Genomic DNA, 17,831 nt, shown 5'->3' on the forward strand with positions numbered 1-17,831 from the left:
GGTACAGCAGGCTTTTTTGTAGTCGTTGAATTTGTACTGATCGAAAGTTATCTGTAGGTTAGTAAGAGCAAACACTTGATACCTATTCGCTTTTCTTTTTATTCATGCCTTACTTTTTTGCATTTATCGATTCCCCATCGGTTGGCATTTTGCTAAGATAAGGCGTTAATTTTATGTCTGTCGTACAGTCGTTCTTGTGTTGATTAATACATTATTTTAGACATGATGTTTAAAATAATGTATGAAAATTGACACTGAATACAAGCGATAGATACATTTGGTTCCATGATGCGGTGTAATGATATATGACAGTAAAGCGTGTAAAAAATCAGCTAGTACAGCTGGTATTTGGTGTAAGTATCTCAATGAGTGCAGTGATGGCAAACGCAGCCATACAACCGCCTGAGATGGATAATACCGCCTATGTATTGATGGACTACAATACTGGTGAAATCTTGGGTCAAAAAAATGCGAATGAATCATTACCGCCAGCGTCTCTGACAAAAATGATGACCAGTTATATCATCGAACAGCGCTTAGCATCAGGCGACCTCAAAGAAGACGACCAAGTACTCATGAGCCAAAATGCATGGTGCCGTGGTAGCAGCAGTCAGTCTTGCATGTATGTGCCAGTCAATAAGACCGCTAGTGTCATCGATATGCTACGCGGTATTATCATTCAATCAGGTAATGATGCGTCAAAAGCCATGGCTGAGCATATCGCGGGTAGCGAAGCATCATTTGCAATCTTGATGAATGAGCAAGCGCAAAAGCTTGGTATGGAAAACTCTCATTTCGTCAACTCTACTGGCATGCCTGCTGAAGGGCATCAGGCATCAGCGCTGGATCTGGCCAAACTTGCTCGCGCTATTGTCAAAAATAGCGGTGATTACTACAGCATTTATTCCGAAAAAGAGTTTACCTATAATGGTATCACTCAGGGCAACCGCAATGCCCTACTCGCAACCGATCCTACCGTTGATGGTCTAAAAACGGGCCATACTGATGCGGCAGGTTATTGTTTAGTCGCTTCGAGTAACCGCGACGGTATGCGCCTCATCTCTGTCATCATGGGCACCAAGAGCCAGCAGGCTCGCGCCGATCAATCGCGTCAACTACTCAACTGGGGTTTTGGTCACTTCACCACAGTGACCAAAGCGCCTGCTGGTCAGTTCGTCAGCAAAGTTCCAGTATGGTTCGGAGAAGCCGATGAGTTAGAGCTGGCAACGGGTGATAACTTACAAATCCTGACCAGTAAAACGCAGAAGAATAAAATCACGACCGTGGTTGATATTCCTGAAAGCCTAGAAGCACCAATTAAGAAAGGTCAAGAAATTGGTAAGATGATGGCCGTTATTGATGGTAAAGCTGTCGCATCTGTCCCTATTATTGCCACTAATGATGTCGCACAGTCAGGATTCTTGAGCCGTACTTGGCAACATATTGTACGCTGGGCGCAGAATCTGTTCTAAGAACCGCTCTATTTTTATAGATAGAGAGCTATAGCAAAGACTCTCATTATAAGAAAATGACATAATAAAAAAGACGCCTTGAAATTGGGCGTCTTTTTTATTTGTTGTAAAAAAAATCTTGGCTTGTTCATGCCTTTTATCAGAACATTACATCTAACAGGCTAGGCGATTTTAAAAAGCCAAACATATTTTTTGAGAATGTTTTGAGAGTGTTTTAGGTCCATACTAACCAACGTTTTAACAAGTCACTCAAAGCCTTGTGGTCATAAGTCGTGCTATGACAGTAATCGATGCCAGCTGCTTTCAAACCATATTCAAAATTATCGACATAACGCGCTTGATGTTGGGGATACCAATATATCAATAACGCACGTTGTACGCTTTCTTCGTTTTCATGTTGGCGAATAAGCTTGGCTAACGGCTCAGCTTTATCCGCGAGCACGTCCTCAGCGAACATCACCATATCGACTTTTTGTGCCCGTATCTCATTCATCACTTGCTGTACGTCTTGGTGACAGATCACCGTAGCGCCCAGATACTCTAGCTCATTGAATAAAGCACCTGTCTCTTGATCATAATAATAAATAATCGTTAGCCCATTTAAGAGCCGCTGCTGGCGAGATTGTTGTTGGTTTGGCATTACTAACGTCAAAGTAAACTGCGTCCCTGACCCCAAGGTGCTATCAACTTCGATGGTCGCCCCCATGAGCTGCACCATTTGCTTAACCACAGGCAGGCCTACTCCTGAGCCTTCATACTGGCGCGTTTGTGACGAATCCACCTGAAAGAAAGGATTGAAAATATCATCAATATGATTGCTATCAATACCGATGCCCGTATCTTTGACACTGATTTTCCAACGATTACTTTTATCAAAATGCGTCAGCTGTGACGTGATCACTACCTGTCCAGTAGGAGTAAATTTAATGGCATTACTGACTAATATGGATAATATTTGTTGAATTTTTGCGGAGTCGCCATAAAGGCTGTAATCTACATGATGAATATTACTGGTTAACGCTAAGCCTTGTTGATTGGCTATAGGTTCAAACTTTGTCAAAAGATCGGATATCAACTGTAACGGATTAAAGTCATTGTTATGAATTTTTATCTGTCCTTTTTGTATCTGATTTAATTGAATAATATGATCCAGTGACAGCACCAATTTATCACTACCATTGCTAATGATTTCGACAGCGTCTTTTTGCTCTCTAGTTAAGGTTTCATAGTCCAATAACTGTAGCCCGCCCACGATAGCATTGAGCGATGTTTTTAGTTCATGGGTAATCATACTTTGAAAATTATGCAACTGCACATCAAGCGAGACATCTTTGTTATGTAGTTGTTGCTCAAAGGCGGCAAGCGTATCATATCCTTGCTTGGCTTCTTGCAGTCGACCAAACAAGATAGCCAAGGCCTTTTTTATTTGTGTCAGCTCTTGAAAGTTAAAGCGCTGCGGAATAGTAGGTAGCTGCTCTAGCTCTGCGTTTTTGATGATAATACCGCAGACACCATTTAATGCTTCGATATCTTTGACCGGCCAATTCAGCTTTCGAAAGATATATATACCTGAAATAATAGTCAGTAGTAACGTGGTCAACCACAACGGGATAATGCTACGAAACCAATGTGAACGCAGTACTTTCACATCCATGGTGATGTTGATATAGCCAATCAGCGTGTTATTCCTATTCGTGTTACCGATCGATTCATCCGTAACTGATGACGCGCTCATACTCTCAGACAGATCTGTCGCTAACTGCTGATTAGATGTGGATTTATTGGGTCTGACACTCTCAAAATCTTCATATTTACTAACGACAGGATAGTTAAAGCTGACCGTATCGGCAAATAAAGCATTTTTCCAGTCATCTAGTGATTGGCTGATATCGTTGATAGGCTGGGATGTGGAATAAAACACAATACTCTGAATGCTCGGCTCATTTTCTAATAAAACATTCACTTGCTCAGCGACGACGTCAGCACCATCTGGTGTCGATGCACTGGTTGTTAATAACGAGGCTAACTGCTGGATATGCTGATGTTTTTCTTGGTAGTGATGCACCAAACCATAAATAAAAGGCAATACAAAACCTGCCAGCAGAGCCAAAATTACGGCCTGTCCAACAGAGCGCCAAATGAGCATAGAAATGGTTTGAGACGAACGATTGTTCATATCACTCTACTGAGTCAAGAAAAGTTTTACTTATATTACAGGTATTTGAGAGATGTGATAAGTGAAAGATTAAGGTAATTAGCGAGTATACTGAACTACCAAAAAAGCACTATATGATTATAGTACTTTTTTATTTTACCGTGCTGAGCTGCACGATAAAATAAGTCATAGCAAATCATGTGATTAACGAGACTTTTTATCTTTAGTAGTGAATTTCTTCGCACGATTGCGCTCACGCTGACGCAATTGCTGTGTTTTTGCCTTGGTTGGCGTGTCGCTCTTATTGGCGTATGGGTTGTCATTTTGTTTAAAGATGACATTGAGCGGCGTACCTTCAAGCTTAAATACTTGACGGAACTGGTTCTCTAAGTAACGCTGATAGCTTTTAGGAAGCGCGCTGGTTTGATTGCCATGGATTACGATAACAGGCGGATTGTGACCACCGATATGTGCATAACGTAGCTTAATACGGCGACCAGCAATAGTTGGCGGCGGATTTGCAGTGACAGCATCTTGCAAGATTTGCGTCAAGCGATTGGTAGAGACTTCAAACATTGAAGACTTGTAAGCACGCAAGATAGATGGATATAAATTACCCACACCAGTCCCATGTAGTGCTGATATCAAATGTACTTTTACATATGGGATAAAGTTAAAACGACGATCCATCTCAAGCTTAATATAGTCTCTTTGATCTGGCGTCAAACCATCCCATTTGTTGATCGCGACGACTAGAGCACGACCAGCATCAAGCGCATAGCCAATCATGTGCAAATCTTGGTCAACAATACCTTCGTGCGCATCAATGACAATGACGGTTACATTAGAGTCTTCAATCGCTTGCAAGGTTTTGATAACAGAGAATTTTTCTACTTTTTCATCAATTTTACCGCGGCGACGTACACCAGCCGTATCGATCAATACGTAATCTCTGCCCTCACGCTGATAAGGGATATAAATACTATCACGCGTCGTGCCAGGCATATCGAATACCACCACGCGATCTTCACCCAACAGACGGTTAACCAATGTTGATTTACCAACGTTTGGACGACCAATGATGGCAAGCTTCAACCCTCTTGGCTCTACTATATTCTCTTGCTCAGGCATATCAGCCGTTAGCACTTCAAGCAAGTTGCCTACACCGCGACCATGGCTGGCCGCCATCGGATACGGCTCGCCCAATCCTAGTGCATAGAACTCCGCTGGCGCTGAATCATGAACGCCGTCAACTTTATTGGCAACGACATAGACTGGTTTGCCTAGAGTATGCAAAAACTTGCCAATCTCAGCATCAGCACCAATCATACCAGCACGAGCATCAACGACGAATACAATGATATCTGCTTCGTGAATCGCGGTATGCGACTGCTCAGACATATAATCATCGATATTACCGCTGCCGTCATCTGCTTCACCAATACCACCAGTATCCACAACGATGAATGACTTATCTTCATAAGTTGCATCACCGTATTGACGGTCACGAGTCAATCCCGACAAATCAGCAACCAATGCCTGCCGACTTTTTGTGAACTGATTAAATAAGGTGGATTTACCGACGTTTGGACGACCAATTAAGGCGACCACAGGCTTGATACTCATGGGTTACTCTCAGTGAAAGGCACAATGACGGACAGTACAATTATTCTTATGACCACTGATATAACAATAGTAACGAATAGGGCTGCACTTAACCGCAAATTAAAATGAATGATAAAACAATAGCAAAAATAGTAGCTGGCTATTTTATGGCTAAAAAATAATTGGGACGACTAAATTATATATAGTATATATGGTTAGCACATCGGTCGCATAGAGTACGCGAAAGCCTGTACTTAAACAAGCGATTTACACAAGGCACTAAACGCTGACTAAGCAGCGTTTGTGTTTTGTAGATAAAAACCAGTGTACTGTTTTATCAGCGCGTTAGCTGCCAGATAGCAACTTGTCCTGACGTGCTTTGAGTCATCAGGCGATTGCCTTGTACTTGCAAGTTCGTCAACGTCCCTTTTGTCTGCACGCGGCTAACAATATTGCCAGTAGCAAGGTCAAATAAATGTACCACACCGTCAAAATCACCGACTGCAATATAATTGCCAATCATGACAGGATTGGTTAGGTCACGATAAGCCAGTGCCTCACTTTCCCATAATGTCTCGCCGCTATTGCGATCATAGGCAACCACTTTACCATCTAGGCTAGTAGCAATCACTTGCTGAGGGTTGACGGCAAGTGCTTTTAAACTAGCAAGCTCATTGACGAACATCACTTGACGTGAGGCCAAATCAATACCTAATAGCTGACCACTATAACTAATCGCAAACAGCTGATTTTTATCCACGATAGGCTTGCCATCGACATCGCTCATGCGCTCAACTTCGCTGCTTCCAGACCCAATGCCAACACGTCTTGACCACTTTGGTAAGCCATTATCAACGGTGACTGCATGCAAACGACCATCAGCAGTCGCCAACAACGCCGTTTCATTATCTAGCAAAGTTGGTGCCGCACTACCGCGCACGCTGATCGCTGGTACTTGCGTCGCAAACTGCCACACTGATTCACCAGTCTGTAGTGATAAGCCATGCAAGAAGCCATCATTCGCTGATAATACCACACGATTATTACTGATAAGCGCTGGGGATAAAACCGACCCTGACAACTGCTGCTGCCAGCGTTTTGCGCCCGTCATAGTATCAAACGCCATTACTTGACCATTGCGAGTACTCACAACCGCTGTCTGACTCAGCGCATCCAACGCCACGCCGCCTGTGATCTGATCACCAACGTTAACCGACCATAAGCGCTCGCCTGCCTGATTAAACCCTATCAGATCACCACCACGTGATGCCGTAACGATTTGCCCATTAGCATAACCAACTTGCAAATCTAGAGGGTCTTTCTTACTGGCTTTTTTGTTACCTACATCGGTGCTAAATACTGGCTGGAGCACGCTGATCGGTTGCGCAATCTGTACCAATTTTACTGGGTCATTAACCACTGGCTTGATGCCGCGGTTACACCCAATCACTGCAGTGCTCATTACGGCAAGTACTGCCACATGCATGACTGTCTTCTTGATAGTCTGACTACTCAACGTAGTTTTTAACATTTTGCTAGAGCGAATAGATTGAGTCATTATATGTTCTCACTACAAATGAATTATTATTAATTGGTACATTGGCCAACAGCACATTAGTCATTATGACGTCGTATCAAAAAGCATTTAGACGATTGCTACTGCTCAATACTAGCTTAGCGATTTACCGAGCTTAGTTATTTACTGAACTTAGTGACCTACTGAACTTAGTTATTTACTGAGCAGCTTCAACGCTCGTATTTTCTGAGTTTTCAACCACTAATGGCTGCTCAGGAGTGGCTGACTCTTGAATAAGACTGGTGGGCTCAGCAATTGGCTCAGGAGTGATACCCAAGCTTTCCATCTTTAAGGCCAATACTGCACGCGTTTCTTGGCGGCTACGTAATAGCTCCCAAGCATTATTGTAAGACTTAATCGCTGATTCTTTGTTGTCTTGTGCCAAGTAGATATCACCCAGCAGCTCTTGCTGACTGGCTTCAAACGAGCTTGGCATATCGTTGTTGGCCTCTGACAAGGCCGCATCTGCATCGCCTGTCGCCAGCAACGTCTTGGCATAACGCAGCTGAGTGATTGCCTTTAGACCGGCATCACCCAGATCGATTGCGAGTGCTTGCTTAAATGTCTCAGCTGCCGCCGTAAAATCATCATTATCGACCTGTTGGCGAGCTTTTATCATCAGCGCTTGCCAGGCATAAACTGACTCACCATGCGTACTGACTAAAGCATCAATATCTTTATTTAGTTGTGTGCGGCTCTGTACCAGCGACTCTTGTGCATCGGCTTCTAGATCTGGATTTTGCGAAGCCAAGCTGACTTCTTCATTCAGTCGTTGGATATCGGCATATTGATCAGCGGCGACAGTATCTACTCGCGCATGGTTGTTCTGCCAGTATGTCCAGCCAAAATAAGCAGCCAGTGCCAACAAAATCGCAGTGACAATATAACTACCATATTGCTTTAATGCTTGCATGGAGTTGTCTGTATTCGGCGAATTGGGGGTCAGAGCCATATATATTTACCTGATAAAATGTACATTAAATTGCTGATGCCAAAATCAAAACTGCGGCGTTGCAAGACGATTATTTACGAGAAAAGTTATCTTTACTCGATAGCCAGTCTTGTGTGACAGTCTGCTGCTCACCCGTCTGCATGTCTTTGATACTGACGGTATTATCATCCAGCTCTTGCTGTGCGATGATGACTGTCAATGCTGCGCCTGACTTATCTGCCTTTTTCATTTGCGCCTTTAGACTCGTTGCACTTGCCATCTTCACGCGTATATCTGGACGACTATAACGTAGGTTTTGTGCGTAGCTGATACCTGCACTATAAACGTCAGGATGCGCCACGACAAAGACATCACAAGCGGGTTTGTCAGCAATCGGTGCCACGGCTTCTATCAGTAGCAATAAGCGCTCGAGCCCCATCGCAAAACCAATAGCCGGTTCAGATTTTACAGTTTTTTTATCTGACTTATCATCGTTTGTACCTATGGACTTTAATTGTCCAACCAGACCGTCATAGCGACCACCAGCGCATACCGTCGCTTGACTGCCCAGCTTGTCCGTTACCCACTCAAAGACCGTTTTATTATAATAATCAAGACCGCGCACCAGGTGTGGATTGATCTCAAAATCGATACCAAGCGCCGTCAGATAGGCTTGAACTTGTTCGAAATGCGCCACACTCTCTGTACCCAAGAAGTCAGCAAGCTTTGGTGCGTCTGCTAATACTGCCTGCGTACTTGCTTCTTTACTATCTAAGATACGTAATGGGTTGGTCGTCAAGCGACGTTTGCTGTCTTCGTCTAATTGATCTTTTTTGTCCGTCAAATAGGCAACCAGCGCTTCGCGATAGGCATGGCGCTCATCAAGCTCACCTAGGCTGTTTAACTGTAAGTGCATCTCATCTTTTAGGCCCAGTTCTTGCCACATCAGATGCGTCATTGCAATCAGCTCAGCATCAGCGTCTGGTAGCGCACTGCCAAAGCTTTCGACACCTAGCTGATGAAACTGACGATAGCGGCCTTTTTGCGGACGCTCATAGCGGAACATTGGACCAACGTACCAAAGCTTCGGCGTGTCCCCACGCAATAAGTTATGCTCGATAACGGCACGTACTGCCCCTGCTGTGCCCTCAGGACGCAAGGCCAAAGGCGTCGGTGGCTCAGACTTATCAGTGAAGCTGTACATCTCTTTTTCAACGATATCTGTCGCACCGCCGATAGCACGAGCAAACAGATCAGTTTGCTCAACGATAGGCAAGCGAATATGCTCATAACCATATCTACCAAGTACATCAGCCAATATCGCTTCTAGATGCAGCCAATTTGCTGATTGGTCAGGCAAAATATCATTAAACCCTTTAATAGCTTTAATCATGATACGGTCATGTCCTTAAAATTTAACATTTATGTCTATTATTGTTATCTACGTATTAACAAAAAAAATGTGCTGCCTGCCCTTTGTACAAACAGCCAAAAGCAGATACTTGTATTGCGATTTATTTTACGCGAATAATCTCGTTCTCGCGTTTTTTCGCCAAATCTTCTGCATGGGCGCGAACCATACTTTCTATTTCATCGACTAAATTGTCGGTATCGATAAGATGACTTTTTTGACCCATACGGTATACCAGTGATCTTGGTGCGGCACCAACGATGCCGATATCTGCTTCTTTTGCTTCGCCTGGACCATTCACTTTACAGCCAATCACGGATAAATCCATTGGTTCACGGATGTCTTCCAAACGTGATTCTAGCGCCGTCATCACTTTAATCACGTCAAACTCTTGACGAGAGCAGCTTGGGCAAGCGATAAAATTAACACCGTTCGAACGTATGTTGAGCGATTTTAAAATATCAAAGCCAATTTTGATTTCTTCTTCAGGCTCAGCCGCTAAGGAGATACGAATCGTATCGCCAATACCGTCTAATAACAGACCACCAAGCGCAATGGCAGATTTGACAGCACCAGTACGGTAGACACCTGCTTCAGTGACACCTAAATGCAGTGGGTTATCAATCTGCGCTGATAGCAGGCGATACGCATCCAATGTCAAAAACACATTGCTGGCTTTGACAGACACTTTGTATTGGTCAAAATTAAGACGCTCTAAAATATCGATATGACGCATTGCTGACTCAAGCATCGCCTCCCCAGTCGGCTCAGTATACTTACGCTGAATGTCTTTTTCTAAAGAGCCTGCATTGACGCCGATACGAATAGGAATATTGTGATACTTAGCACAAGCAACCACTTCACGCACCTTGGCATCGCTACCGATGTTACCAGGATTGATACGCAAACAGTCAGCGCCGGCTTCAGCCACTGCTAGGGCAATCTTATGATCAAAATGCACGTCTGCAACCAAAGGTACGCTCACCAGTTTACGAATCTCGCCAAAAGCTTTGACGGTATCCATCGTCGGCGTTGATACGCGCATCAAATCAGCACCAGCTTCTACGCAGCGCTCGATTTGGGCGACGGTTGCCGCCACATCACAAGTGTCAGTGTTGGTCATGCTCTGTACGCTAATTGGCGCATCACCACCAATCGCAACATCGCCGACATAGATTTTTTTGGTCAAACGGCGGTTAATAGGCGATGGCATTGACATAGATAAATCCTTAAATCAAAAATAGAAAAACCACAGGCTTGTATATATAAATGAGCTTAGACGTATAGTAGTTTTATTAAACGCTAGCAATCATGCTCGATAAGAGGCCAGTGATGACTAAGGTACTAGCTCAAAGGTAGCTTGCTTATCCGTTGCATAAGTATCTAAAGCAACGGTTTCTTGATTGAGCATCAAGCTAACATTATCGATATTATCAATTTGTACACTAAATGGTGGCACACCTGATAGGTCATAGTCACCTGCCGTCTGTGAACCGCTGATGAGACTATTACCCGATGCATCCGTGATGCTAACCACAGTATCATCGGTCAACTTCACGTTTAAAAAAGCCGTATCTGCACTGGCAGCACCTAAATTCAACGCAGAGCCAGACGCACCGACATCACTTGCATCATTGCTAATCGCAGCCCCTTGCGCTTGCTCAATAGCAGATACATCTTCAACAGTAGAGACAGGCTCTTGGCTATTTTCTTTACTCGCATTACTCACCATACGGAATAAAAATACTGCCAAGATAATGAGTCCAATCACACCGATGATCAATAGCGGATTAAAACGAATGCGATTGTGTGTATCGCGTTGCAGCGTGCCCATTGGTTGCAATAGTGTATCAGTATTATTGACCGATTTGGCTTTGAGTTCACTGGGGTAAGCGGCATCAAAACTACTTGCGATTTTGGCTGAGTCTAGGCCCAAATATTTGGCATAGTTAATAGCGAAGCCGCGAGCAAATGCCGCTTGCGGTAATTCAGCAAAGTTTTCGCTCTCTAGTGCTTCTAGATGACGTTTTAAGATAAATAACTCGGCGGCTGCCTCTTCTAAACTGACTTGCTTCGTCTTACGGGCTTGCTGCAACGTGGCACCAAATGATCCCTGAGCGTTAGATTGAGTGTTTGATGATGGGGTGATCATTTCCATGGTGCCTCTGGATTGTTAAGCCAAGTCTTAAGTTGTTTCGCTTCGTCGCTCAATGGATAAGCGGATAAAAGCTGCTGTGCCAATTGCTGGCGAGTTGTAATGTTGTTTTGTGCTGCCGCAAGTTTGATACCTTGTAGGAGCAATCTAGGACTGATGCCCTGCCCTTGTACCAATATCAAGGTCTCGTCATATAAGCGCTGAGCCTGCGGTACTCGCTGCTGCTCAAGCAATAAATCTACCAGCTCGATATGAGCAATAATACTATTGCGATTGCCATCTAGAGCCCGCAAAAACGCTTTAGCAGCGGCACTATTGTCACCCAACTGAAGGTATGTACGCCCTAAATTCTCTAACGCACCGATACGGCCTTCGTAACCTAATGAGGCGCCTGCAATCTCAAACTGCTCTGCCGCCTCACGATAGCGCTTCATCTGTGATAAATAAACACCGTAATTATTGTGTGCTTGCACAAAGTCTTTATCCAGCGCGATGGCTTTTTTAAAGTATTGATCGGCTTTTGCAAGATTAATGCGGCTGCCTTCTTGCTGCAACAAAACGCCCATCATATCATAGGCTGGCGCGTAACGGCTATCAGCAGAAAAGGCTTTTTCGAGTTGCCGCTGCGCCGTATCGAGCTCATTTTTGCGGATATATTGTGCAGCAAGTGAGGTACGTACACGAGCAATTTCTTGCTGATCTAAGTTACGGTCACCGCTGGGCCTCGTGGATGTCTGATAAGGCGCGATGCCTGACAAGTCATTGTTTGGTGTACTCTGACAGCCACTTAGCAATAATCCTGCGAGTGCGGCAGCCAATAATGCGCACTTCGGTGCAGTGATTCGGTTCGTCACCACCCATGCCTTTTTATAAAGGTTAAAAAATGGTTTTTGCTCTACCAACTGATAAGAATTTTTAGAAGTCATCATAGCCGCCATCATAAAACTGTGGTTCAATGCATTCGATCTTCGAGGCATCAGTTTAATAGATTTAGCCCCTATAAGTACAATTTAGTTGTTATTAATTGCTATGTTCTTCAATCTTGACCGTTATTGATACATTTTCATTACCGTTGCGACAGATAAAAGACAGCTAAGCTTCTTTTAGAACAGACGGATATTTATCCTGTCATATGCAAAACGTATCAAACATTTTCACGATCTTTGATGCTCTGCTGCCATGCTGCTGAACGTCTGGTACGGTCAGCCACTTGTCCAACTAGCTGACCGCAGGCGGCATCAATATCATCACCGCGTGTTTGACGAATGGTGCAAACAAACCCAGCTTCACTCAGTATATTACTAAACGCGTGAATGCGGTTGTTGCTTGACTTATCGTACGGCGCATGTGGGAACGGATTGAACGGAATAAGATTTATCTTACTTGGTAGCCCTTCTAATAGCGCGACCAACTGATGAGCATGCTCATTGCTATCATTGACGCCATCCAGCATCACATACTCAATCGTGACGTGCTTTTTATGACGCGGATTGACATCATAGACGTAGTTTTTTGCAGCGGCAATCAGCTCATCTAACGGATATTTTTTATTAATAGGTACTAGCTCATTACGCAGCTCATCGTTTGGTGCATGTAGTGAAATAGCCAATGCCACATCAATATCTTGCGCCAGTTGATACATTTTCGGTACGACACCTGAGGTCGATAAGGTCACACGGCGTTTTGATAATCCGTACGCATGATCGCTGAGCATGATCTCCATCGACCCTACCACAGGTTTATAGTTCAATAGCGGCTCGCCCATACCCATCATCACCACGTTGGTGACGTTATTTTCCCATAGGCTATGATCCACGTTTTCTAAGCTTTCATTTTCGTCCGTCATATATGAAGCATTAGCGACCCATAACTGTCCGATAATCTCAGCTGCACTCAAATCACGCTCAAACCCTTGCTTGCCCGTACTACAAAAACTACAATCGAGTGCGCAGCCAACTTGTGAAGACACACATAGCGTTTTGCGGCCATTGAGTTTACTATCATCAGCCGGAATCAATACGGTCTCGACCAACGAGCCGCCAGTCACTTCAAACACCCATTTACGCGTGCCATCATCGCTGTATTGACGATGAATAACCTTTGGCGGTACGACGCACGCATTGAGCGACAATTTATCGCGCAATGACTTACTCAAGTTGGTCATTTGCTCAAAGTCCGTCACACCATGCTGGTAGATCCACTTGATGACCTGAGTCGCACGAAATGGCTTTTCACCGATACTTTTGAAGTAATCAGACAGCTGTGCTTGTGTCATGCCTAATAGATTGGTTTTTGCGTGCGCCTCGTCTACTAGCTTAATACTATCAGTAAGCTTGGTAGGTACGTGCTGGGTTGGTGTTTGAACAGTTGACATAATAGGTAACCTTTTTGCATGCGCTTAAATAAGCGCTGCAATTATTGAGATGAGCGTTGCCGTACATACGTATGGCAGGAATGCATGAGCAATCCGTTATGAGCGCGGTCTTTAGTAAGTTAATAAAATCAATAACACAATAAATCAATATTGAGTAAAAACATGCTGATAAGGGATTGATAACGCTAGTTAAAACTAATAATGAGGGAAACGTCGGACAATTTCAATATAGAGTGCGCTATTATAATCGAAGTTACCCATTGGCAAATAGCTAAAACGATTTATAGCGAAAACGGCCTATACCCATAAGATATAAGCCGTCTTGCACAACCAATTATTAACGATCAATATGCTAAATAATAGCTGACATTAATAACTGCTGCTATTAACGCGTACGTGCGCAAACTTCGTCATCGCTGAAGAAGTAGCTGATTTCACGTGCTGCTGATTCAGCTGAGTCTGAACCATGTACCGCGTTTTCATCGATGCTGCTCGCGAAGTCAGCACGGATAGTGCCTTCAGCGGCTTCTTTTGGGTTAGTCGCGCCCATGATTTCACGATGCTTAGCGATCGCGTTTTCGCCTTCTAGTACTGATACCAATACTGGACCTGACATCATGAAAGATTTTAGATCATTGTAAAATGGACGCTCAGCGTGCTCAGCATAGAAACCACCTGCTTTTTCATCATCAAGTTGTAGCATTTTGGCGGCAACAATTTTTAGACCCGCGTCTTCAAAACGGCTGTAGATAGCGCCGATGTGGTTGCCAGCAACTGCGTCAGGTTTGATGATAGATAAAGTACGTTCGTTAGCCATGAAAAGCTCCTAATAAGTAATAAAATCGATAAAAGTCAAAGGGTTAATACTTTGTTTTGTCTGTGGCCGCAATGTTGGATTTGGACTTATTTGACTGACAAATGGTTTGTCAAATCAAAAACCTGAACGCCAACATAGGATTGCTGCCTATTATAATGATTAAGACTATAAATGATAGGGTTAATTTATGACTATAACTTGCATAAAAGCAAATTTATTATGCATTAGTCGTTGATAATGCTATCAGTTATAACAAAAGCAAAAACCCCAATGCTAAGCACTGAGGTTTTTATTGATACTACAGCCTACTGCATCACAGTAGCGCTAAAAACTAAGCATCGTACGGATCACGCAATACGATAGTCTCTTCACGGTCAGGGCCGGTTGAGATGATATCAACAGGACAACCGATCAAATCTTCGATACGTTTGATATATTTTTTCGCATTTTCTGGTAAGTCGTCATAATTAGTAATACCAACGGTAGACTCGCTCCAGCCTTGCATCGTTTCGTACTTAGGCGTTACTGACTCATAGAATTCAGCATCATGTGCGCCTGCACACTCAGTCTCAGGTAGGTTGTAACCCACACCGATTAGCAACTCTTCAAGACCATCTAGTACGTCAAGCTTGGTCAAGCAGATACCTGACATAGAGTTAAGTACCACTGCACGGCGTAATGCTTCAGCATCGAACCAACCACAGCGGCGCGCACGACCAGTCGTTGCACCAAACTCATGGCCAACTTTGGCTAAGTGAGCACCAACATCATCGAACAATTCAGTTGGGAATGGACCACTACCAACGCGCGTAGTGTATGCTTTAGTGATACCAAGTACGTAGTCTAAATACAATGGACCGATACCGGTACCTGTTGATACGCCACCAGCAGTTACGCTTGAGCTGGTTACAAACGGATAAGTACCATGGTCGATATCAAGGAGTGTACCTTGCGCACCTTCAAACATGAGGTTTTTGCCAGCCAGACGTAATTGATTTAGGTCTTCAGTTACATCAGTAACCATGCCTTTAATCTCTTCTTTCCACTCTTGGCAAAGCTTGTACGTCTCATCAAAATCAATCGCTTCAACTTTATAGTACTCAGTCAGTTGGAAGTTGTGGTATTCGATTAAGTTACGTAGTTTTTCTTCTAGATCTTCACGGAACAAGTCAGCAAGCTTGATAGCACGGCGTGCAACTTTGTCTTCGTAGGCAGGGCCGATACCGCGACCTGTTGTACCAATTTTGCCGCTACCGCGCTTGGCTTCACGAGCTTGGTCAAGGGCCACATGATAAGGCATGATAAGTGGGCAGTTGGGAGAGATACGTAGGCGCTCACGTACTGGTACGTTGTTGTCTTCCAACTCTTTCATCTCTTTGAGCAATGCATCAGGTGCTAGCACCACACCATTACCAATAAAACAAGTCACGCCTTCACGCAAGATACCTGATGGAATCAAATGCAAGACCGTGGTTTTGCCATCGACAACCAACGTGTGACCAGCATTATGACCGCCTTGGAAGCGAGCTACTGCTGAGGCTTTTTCGGTAAGTAAATCAACGATTTTACCCTTACCTTCGTCGCCCCATTGGCTACCCAAGACTACAACATTCTTACCCATGATCAATCCTTACCTTTATGTATTGAGGTGTGTGCAATAACAGTTGAAAAACTAAAATGATTTTATTGACTGTATCTTTTTATCTAACGAACAACATAGCGTTTTAATAACTGGTGCTTGATGCGCATGTGTTTCACAAATGACTCATTAAACCGTTTGTAGCTGCCACTGATTGTCAGCAAAACTCAAACGATGCGTCACATCATCTGGACTATCCTGTGCATCTAACGGCATAGTGACGCGATAGCCTTGCTGACGTAGACTCTCTACTTGTTGCAGTAGCGTCTGCATCTCATCTTCGTTGGCATTGTTTATAGCAGCAAAATCAACCAATACCGTGGTCGGTGCATCAAGCTGCGTATGCGCCAGCAAACGACTGACATCCATACTAAAGCCGGTGGCCGCGCGTAACGTTTGCGTCTGGCTTTGCATACCGTCGAAACGTCCGCCGCGTACTAGGGGCTGTGTCTCACTATTAATATAACCGTTGAAGACGATACCTGTATGATAGTGATAGCCTGACAACTCTGTCACATCGATACTGACTGGGCACTGCCAGTGATTCTCTAAATACGACTTAAGGCGTTGTAACTCATCGACAGCGGCCGCGATTTGATCGTCTTGTTGAGCTGCGTCTGACAGTTTAGATAATAAATTTGCAATATCGTGACCAAAGCGTGCCAACACATAAAAATCATTGCCCATCGGCAAGTCTCGGCACAGACGCTTCAGTTCCGGAAGGTTTTTATTGGCATACAAGTACATTAATTGCTCAGTGGCGCTGTCTGGCAACTCAGCCAATTCCGCTAAACGCTTAAATATCGCCACATGACCCAAATCGATATGGAGCGCTGCACTGATATTGAGTTTATTGACCATGGTAAACAACACATCGATCAACTCAATATCTGCTGCCAATGACGCGCAGCCAAATATCTCAGCGCCCAGCTGCAATGGCGTGCGTGAGCCAAACAATCCTGATGGCAAGGTATGAATCACATCACCGACGTAGCAATAACGAGCGATACCCGTACCGCCATGATGCGCATCGATACGCAAGATCTGCGGGGTAATATCCGCGCGCACGCCCATTAGGCGACCCGTCAACTGATCGATAATCTTAAAGGTTTGACGTTTCAAATCTTCTGACGCATCACTGAGCAAAGATTCAGTAAACTCAATCATCGGCGGACAAACCAGCTGATAACCATGCGTGATAAGCTGCTCAATCAGTTGATGCCTAAGCACTTCTTGCTTATGTGCATCTTCAAACAGGACATCGACCACCCCATCAGGCAACAGCCAGCTATTGGCAACATCGCTACCAAAGTTGCTCAAGTACGGCATGCTATTAGATGCAGTACTGCTTTTGGCAGACTGAGTCGTTTCATTTGGAGGGTTTTGCTGGGCAGATTTTGCAGAATCAGAACTAACAGACACAATAAATCCTTGTTTGGCGTATCGCTTACCAAAAACGCGGTACTGATGCGGTACTCAAAGGTTGTTTTACCAAGTATTGACGCCGAGTGTTTTTATTTTTAACGCGCAACATCATTGACCCAATTATTTATAAACAAACCAGGTGACTTTAAGAGGGTGAGTAATAAGTATAATTTGGAATGATAAGACGAGTATCTTTATGCGCTAAAAAATTGCGACCAATAATCAAGGCACTTTATGCTTTAGTTTAGCATAGCACTCAAGGTTCGCCTAG

13 protein-coding genes are annotated in these 17,831 nt (G+C 44.0%); 1 reads left to right on the forward strand and 12 read right to left on the reverse strand.

Annotation, left to right across the window (positions count from 1 at the left end; genetic code table 11):
- The first annotated feature begins 305 nt into the window (after positions 1-305).
- On the forward strand, positions 306-1,472 hold the full coding sequence (locus tag BTW00_RS03870) for a D-alanyl-D-alanine carboxypeptidase family protein (protein ID WP_075106317.1): 1,167 nt from the start codon (positions 306-308) through the stop codon (positions 1,470-1,472).
- Positions 1,473-1,686: 214 nt separating this feature from the next.
- Here the strand turns inward: BTW00_RS03870 and BTW00_RS03875 are convergent, their stop codons facing one another.
- From BTW00_RS03875 to BTW00_RS03930, 12 genes are all read right to left on the reverse strand, one after another.
- On the reverse strand, positions 1,687-3,648 hold the full coding sequence (locus BTW00_RS03875) for a HAMP domain-containing sensor histidine kinase (RefSeq protein WP_075106318.1): 1,962 nt from the start codon (positions 3,646-3,648) through the stop codon (positions 1,687-1,689).
- Positions 3,649-3,831: 183 nt separating this feature from the next.
- Positions 3,832-5,253 (reverse strand): ribosome biogenesis GTPase Der, encoded by a 1,422-nt coding sequence (der, locus tag BTW00_RS03880; RefSeq protein WP_058025087.1) that lies wholly within the window; start codon positions 5,251-5,253, stop codon positions 3,832-3,834.
- 316 nt (positions 5,254-5,569) lie between these two features.
- Complete coding sequence (gene bamB / locus BTW00_RS03885) at positions 5,570-6,790, reverse strand: outer membrane protein assembly factor BamB (protein WP_075106319.1); 1,221 nt, start codon at positions 6,788-6,790, stop codon at positions 5,570-5,572.
- A 175-nt stretch (positions 6,791-6,965) separates the two neighbouring features.
- Positions 6,966-7,760: a tetratricopeptide repeat protein gene (locus tag BTW00_RS03890; protein ID WP_075106320.1), complete on the reverse strand. Its 795-nt coding sequence runs from the start codon at positions 7,758-7,760 to the stop codon at positions 6,966-6,968.
- 70 nt (positions 7,761-7,830) lie between these two features.
- Positions 7,831-9,132 (reverse strand): histidine--tRNA ligase, encoded by a 1,302-nt coding sequence (gene hisS, locus BTW00_RS03895; RefSeq protein ID WP_075106321.1) that lies wholly within the window; start codon positions 9,130-9,132, stop codon positions 7,831-7,833.
- A gap of 121 nt (positions 9,133-9,253) precedes the next feature.
- Positions 9,254-10,369 carry a flavodoxin-dependent (E)-4-hydroxy-3-methylbut-2-enyl-diphosphate synthase gene (gene ispG / locus BTW00_RS03900; protein ID WP_058025091.1) on the reverse strand — a complete coding sequence of 372 codons (1,116 nt, stop codon included), beginning with the start codon at positions 10,367-10,369 and terminating at the stop codon, positions 9,254-9,256.
- A 117-nt stretch (positions 10,370-10,486) separates the two neighbouring features.
- Entirely contained in the window at positions 10,487-11,308 is an 822-nt protein-coding gene (locus BTW00_RS03905) for a helix-turn-helix domain-containing protein (RefSeq protein WP_305956133.1), read from the reverse strand.
- Positions 11,299-12,234 (reverse strand): type IV pilus biogenesis/stability protein PilW, encoded by a 936-nt coding sequence (gene pilW, locus BTW00_RS03910; protein ID WP_256713996.1) that lies wholly within the window; start codon positions 12,232-12,234, stop codon positions 11,299-11,301. Before pilW ends, BTW00_RS03905 begins: the two co-directional genes overlap by 10 nt.
- A 215-nt stretch (positions 12,235-12,449) precedes the next feature.
- Positions 12,450-13,679 carry a 23S rRNA (adenine(2503)-C(2))-methyltransferase RlmN gene (gene rlmN, locus BTW00_RS03915; RefSeq protein ID WP_075106324.1) on the reverse strand — a complete coding sequence of 410 codons (1,230 nt, stop codon included), beginning with the start codon at positions 13,677-13,679 and terminating at the stop codon, positions 12,450-12,452.
- Between the two features lie 385 nt (positions 13,680-14,064).
- Positions 14,065-14,496, reverse strand: coding sequence for a nucleoside-diphosphate kinase (ndk, locus tag BTW00_RS03920; protein WP_075106325.1), 432 nt, complete (start codon positions 14,494-14,496; stop codon positions 14,065-14,067).
- 331 nt (positions 14,497-14,827) lie between these two features.
- The gene (locus BTW00_RS03925; RefSeq protein ID WP_075106326.1) at positions 14,828-16,117 is read right to left on the reverse strand and encodes an adenylosuccinate synthase; all 1,290 of its coding nucleotides are present in this window, start codon (positions 16,115-16,117) and stop codon (positions 14,828-14,830) included.
- 147 nt (positions 16,118-16,264) lie between these two features.
- Positions 16,265-17,557: an ATP phosphoribosyltransferase regulatory subunit gene (locus BTW00_RS03930; RefSeq protein WP_075106327.1), complete on the reverse strand. Its 1,293-nt coding sequence runs from the start codon at positions 17,555-17,557 to the stop codon at positions 16,265-16,267.
- Between the last annotated feature and the right edge of the window lie 274 nt (positions 17,558-17,831).

The sequence above is a fragment of the Psychrobacter sp. C 20.9 genome (genome assembly GCF_001921765.1).
In the GTDB taxonomy this organism is placed as follows: Bacteria; Pseudomonadota; Gammaproteobacteria; order Pseudomonadales; family Moraxellaceae; genus Psychrobacter; species Psychrobacter piscatorii_B.

What these genes read in the sequence shown, in the direction of transcription:
- BTW00_RS03870 (WP_075106317.1), top strand. Translation starts at nt 306, where the DNA reads ATGACAGTAAAGCGTGTAAAAAATCAGCTAGTACAGCTGGTATTTGGT.
- BTW00_RS03875 (WP_075106318.1), bottom strand. Translation starts at nt 3,648, where the DNA reads ATGAACAATCGTTCGTCTCAAACCATTTCTATGCTCATTTGGCGCTCT.
- der (WP_058025087.1), bottom strand. Translation starts at nt 5,253, where the DNA reads ATGAGTATCAAGCCTGTGGTCGCCTTAATTGGTCGTCCAAACGTCGGT.
- bamB (WP_075106319.1), bottom strand. Translation starts at nt 6,790, where the DNA reads ATGACTCAATCTATTCGCTCTAGCAAAATGTTAAAAACTACGTTGAGT.
- BTW00_RS03890 (WP_075106320.1), bottom strand. Translation starts at nt 7,760, where the DNA reads ATGGCTCTGACCCCCAATTCGCCGAATACAGACAACTCCATGCAAGCA.
- hisS (WP_075106321.1), bottom strand. Translation starts at nt 9,132, where the DNA reads ATGATTAAAGCTATTAAAGGGTTTAATGATATTTTGCCTGACCAATCA.
- ispG (WP_058025091.1), bottom strand. Translation starts at nt 10,369, where the DNA reads ATGTCAATGCCATCGCCTATTAACCGCCGTTTGACCAAAAAAATCTAT.
- BTW00_RS03905 (WP_305956133.1), bottom strand. Translation starts at nt 11,308, where the DNA reads ATGGAAATGATCACCCCATCATCAAACACTCAATCTAACGCTCAGGGA.
- pilW (WP_256713996.1), bottom strand. Translation starts at nt 12,234, where the DNA reads ATGATGACTTCTAAAAATTCTTATCAGTTGGTAGAGCAAAAACCATTT.
- rlmN (WP_075106324.1), bottom strand. Translation starts at nt 13,679, where the DNA reads ATGTCAACTGTTCAAACACCAACCCAGCACGTACCTACCAAGCTTACT.
- ndk (WP_075106325.1), bottom strand. Translation starts at nt 14,496, where the DNA reads ATGGCTAACGAACGTACTTTATCTATCATCAAACCTGACGCAGTTGCT.
- BTW00_RS03925 (WP_075106326.1), bottom strand. Translation starts at nt 16,117, where the DNA reads ATGGGTAAGAATGTTGTAGTCTTGGGTAGCCAATGGGGCGACGAAGGT.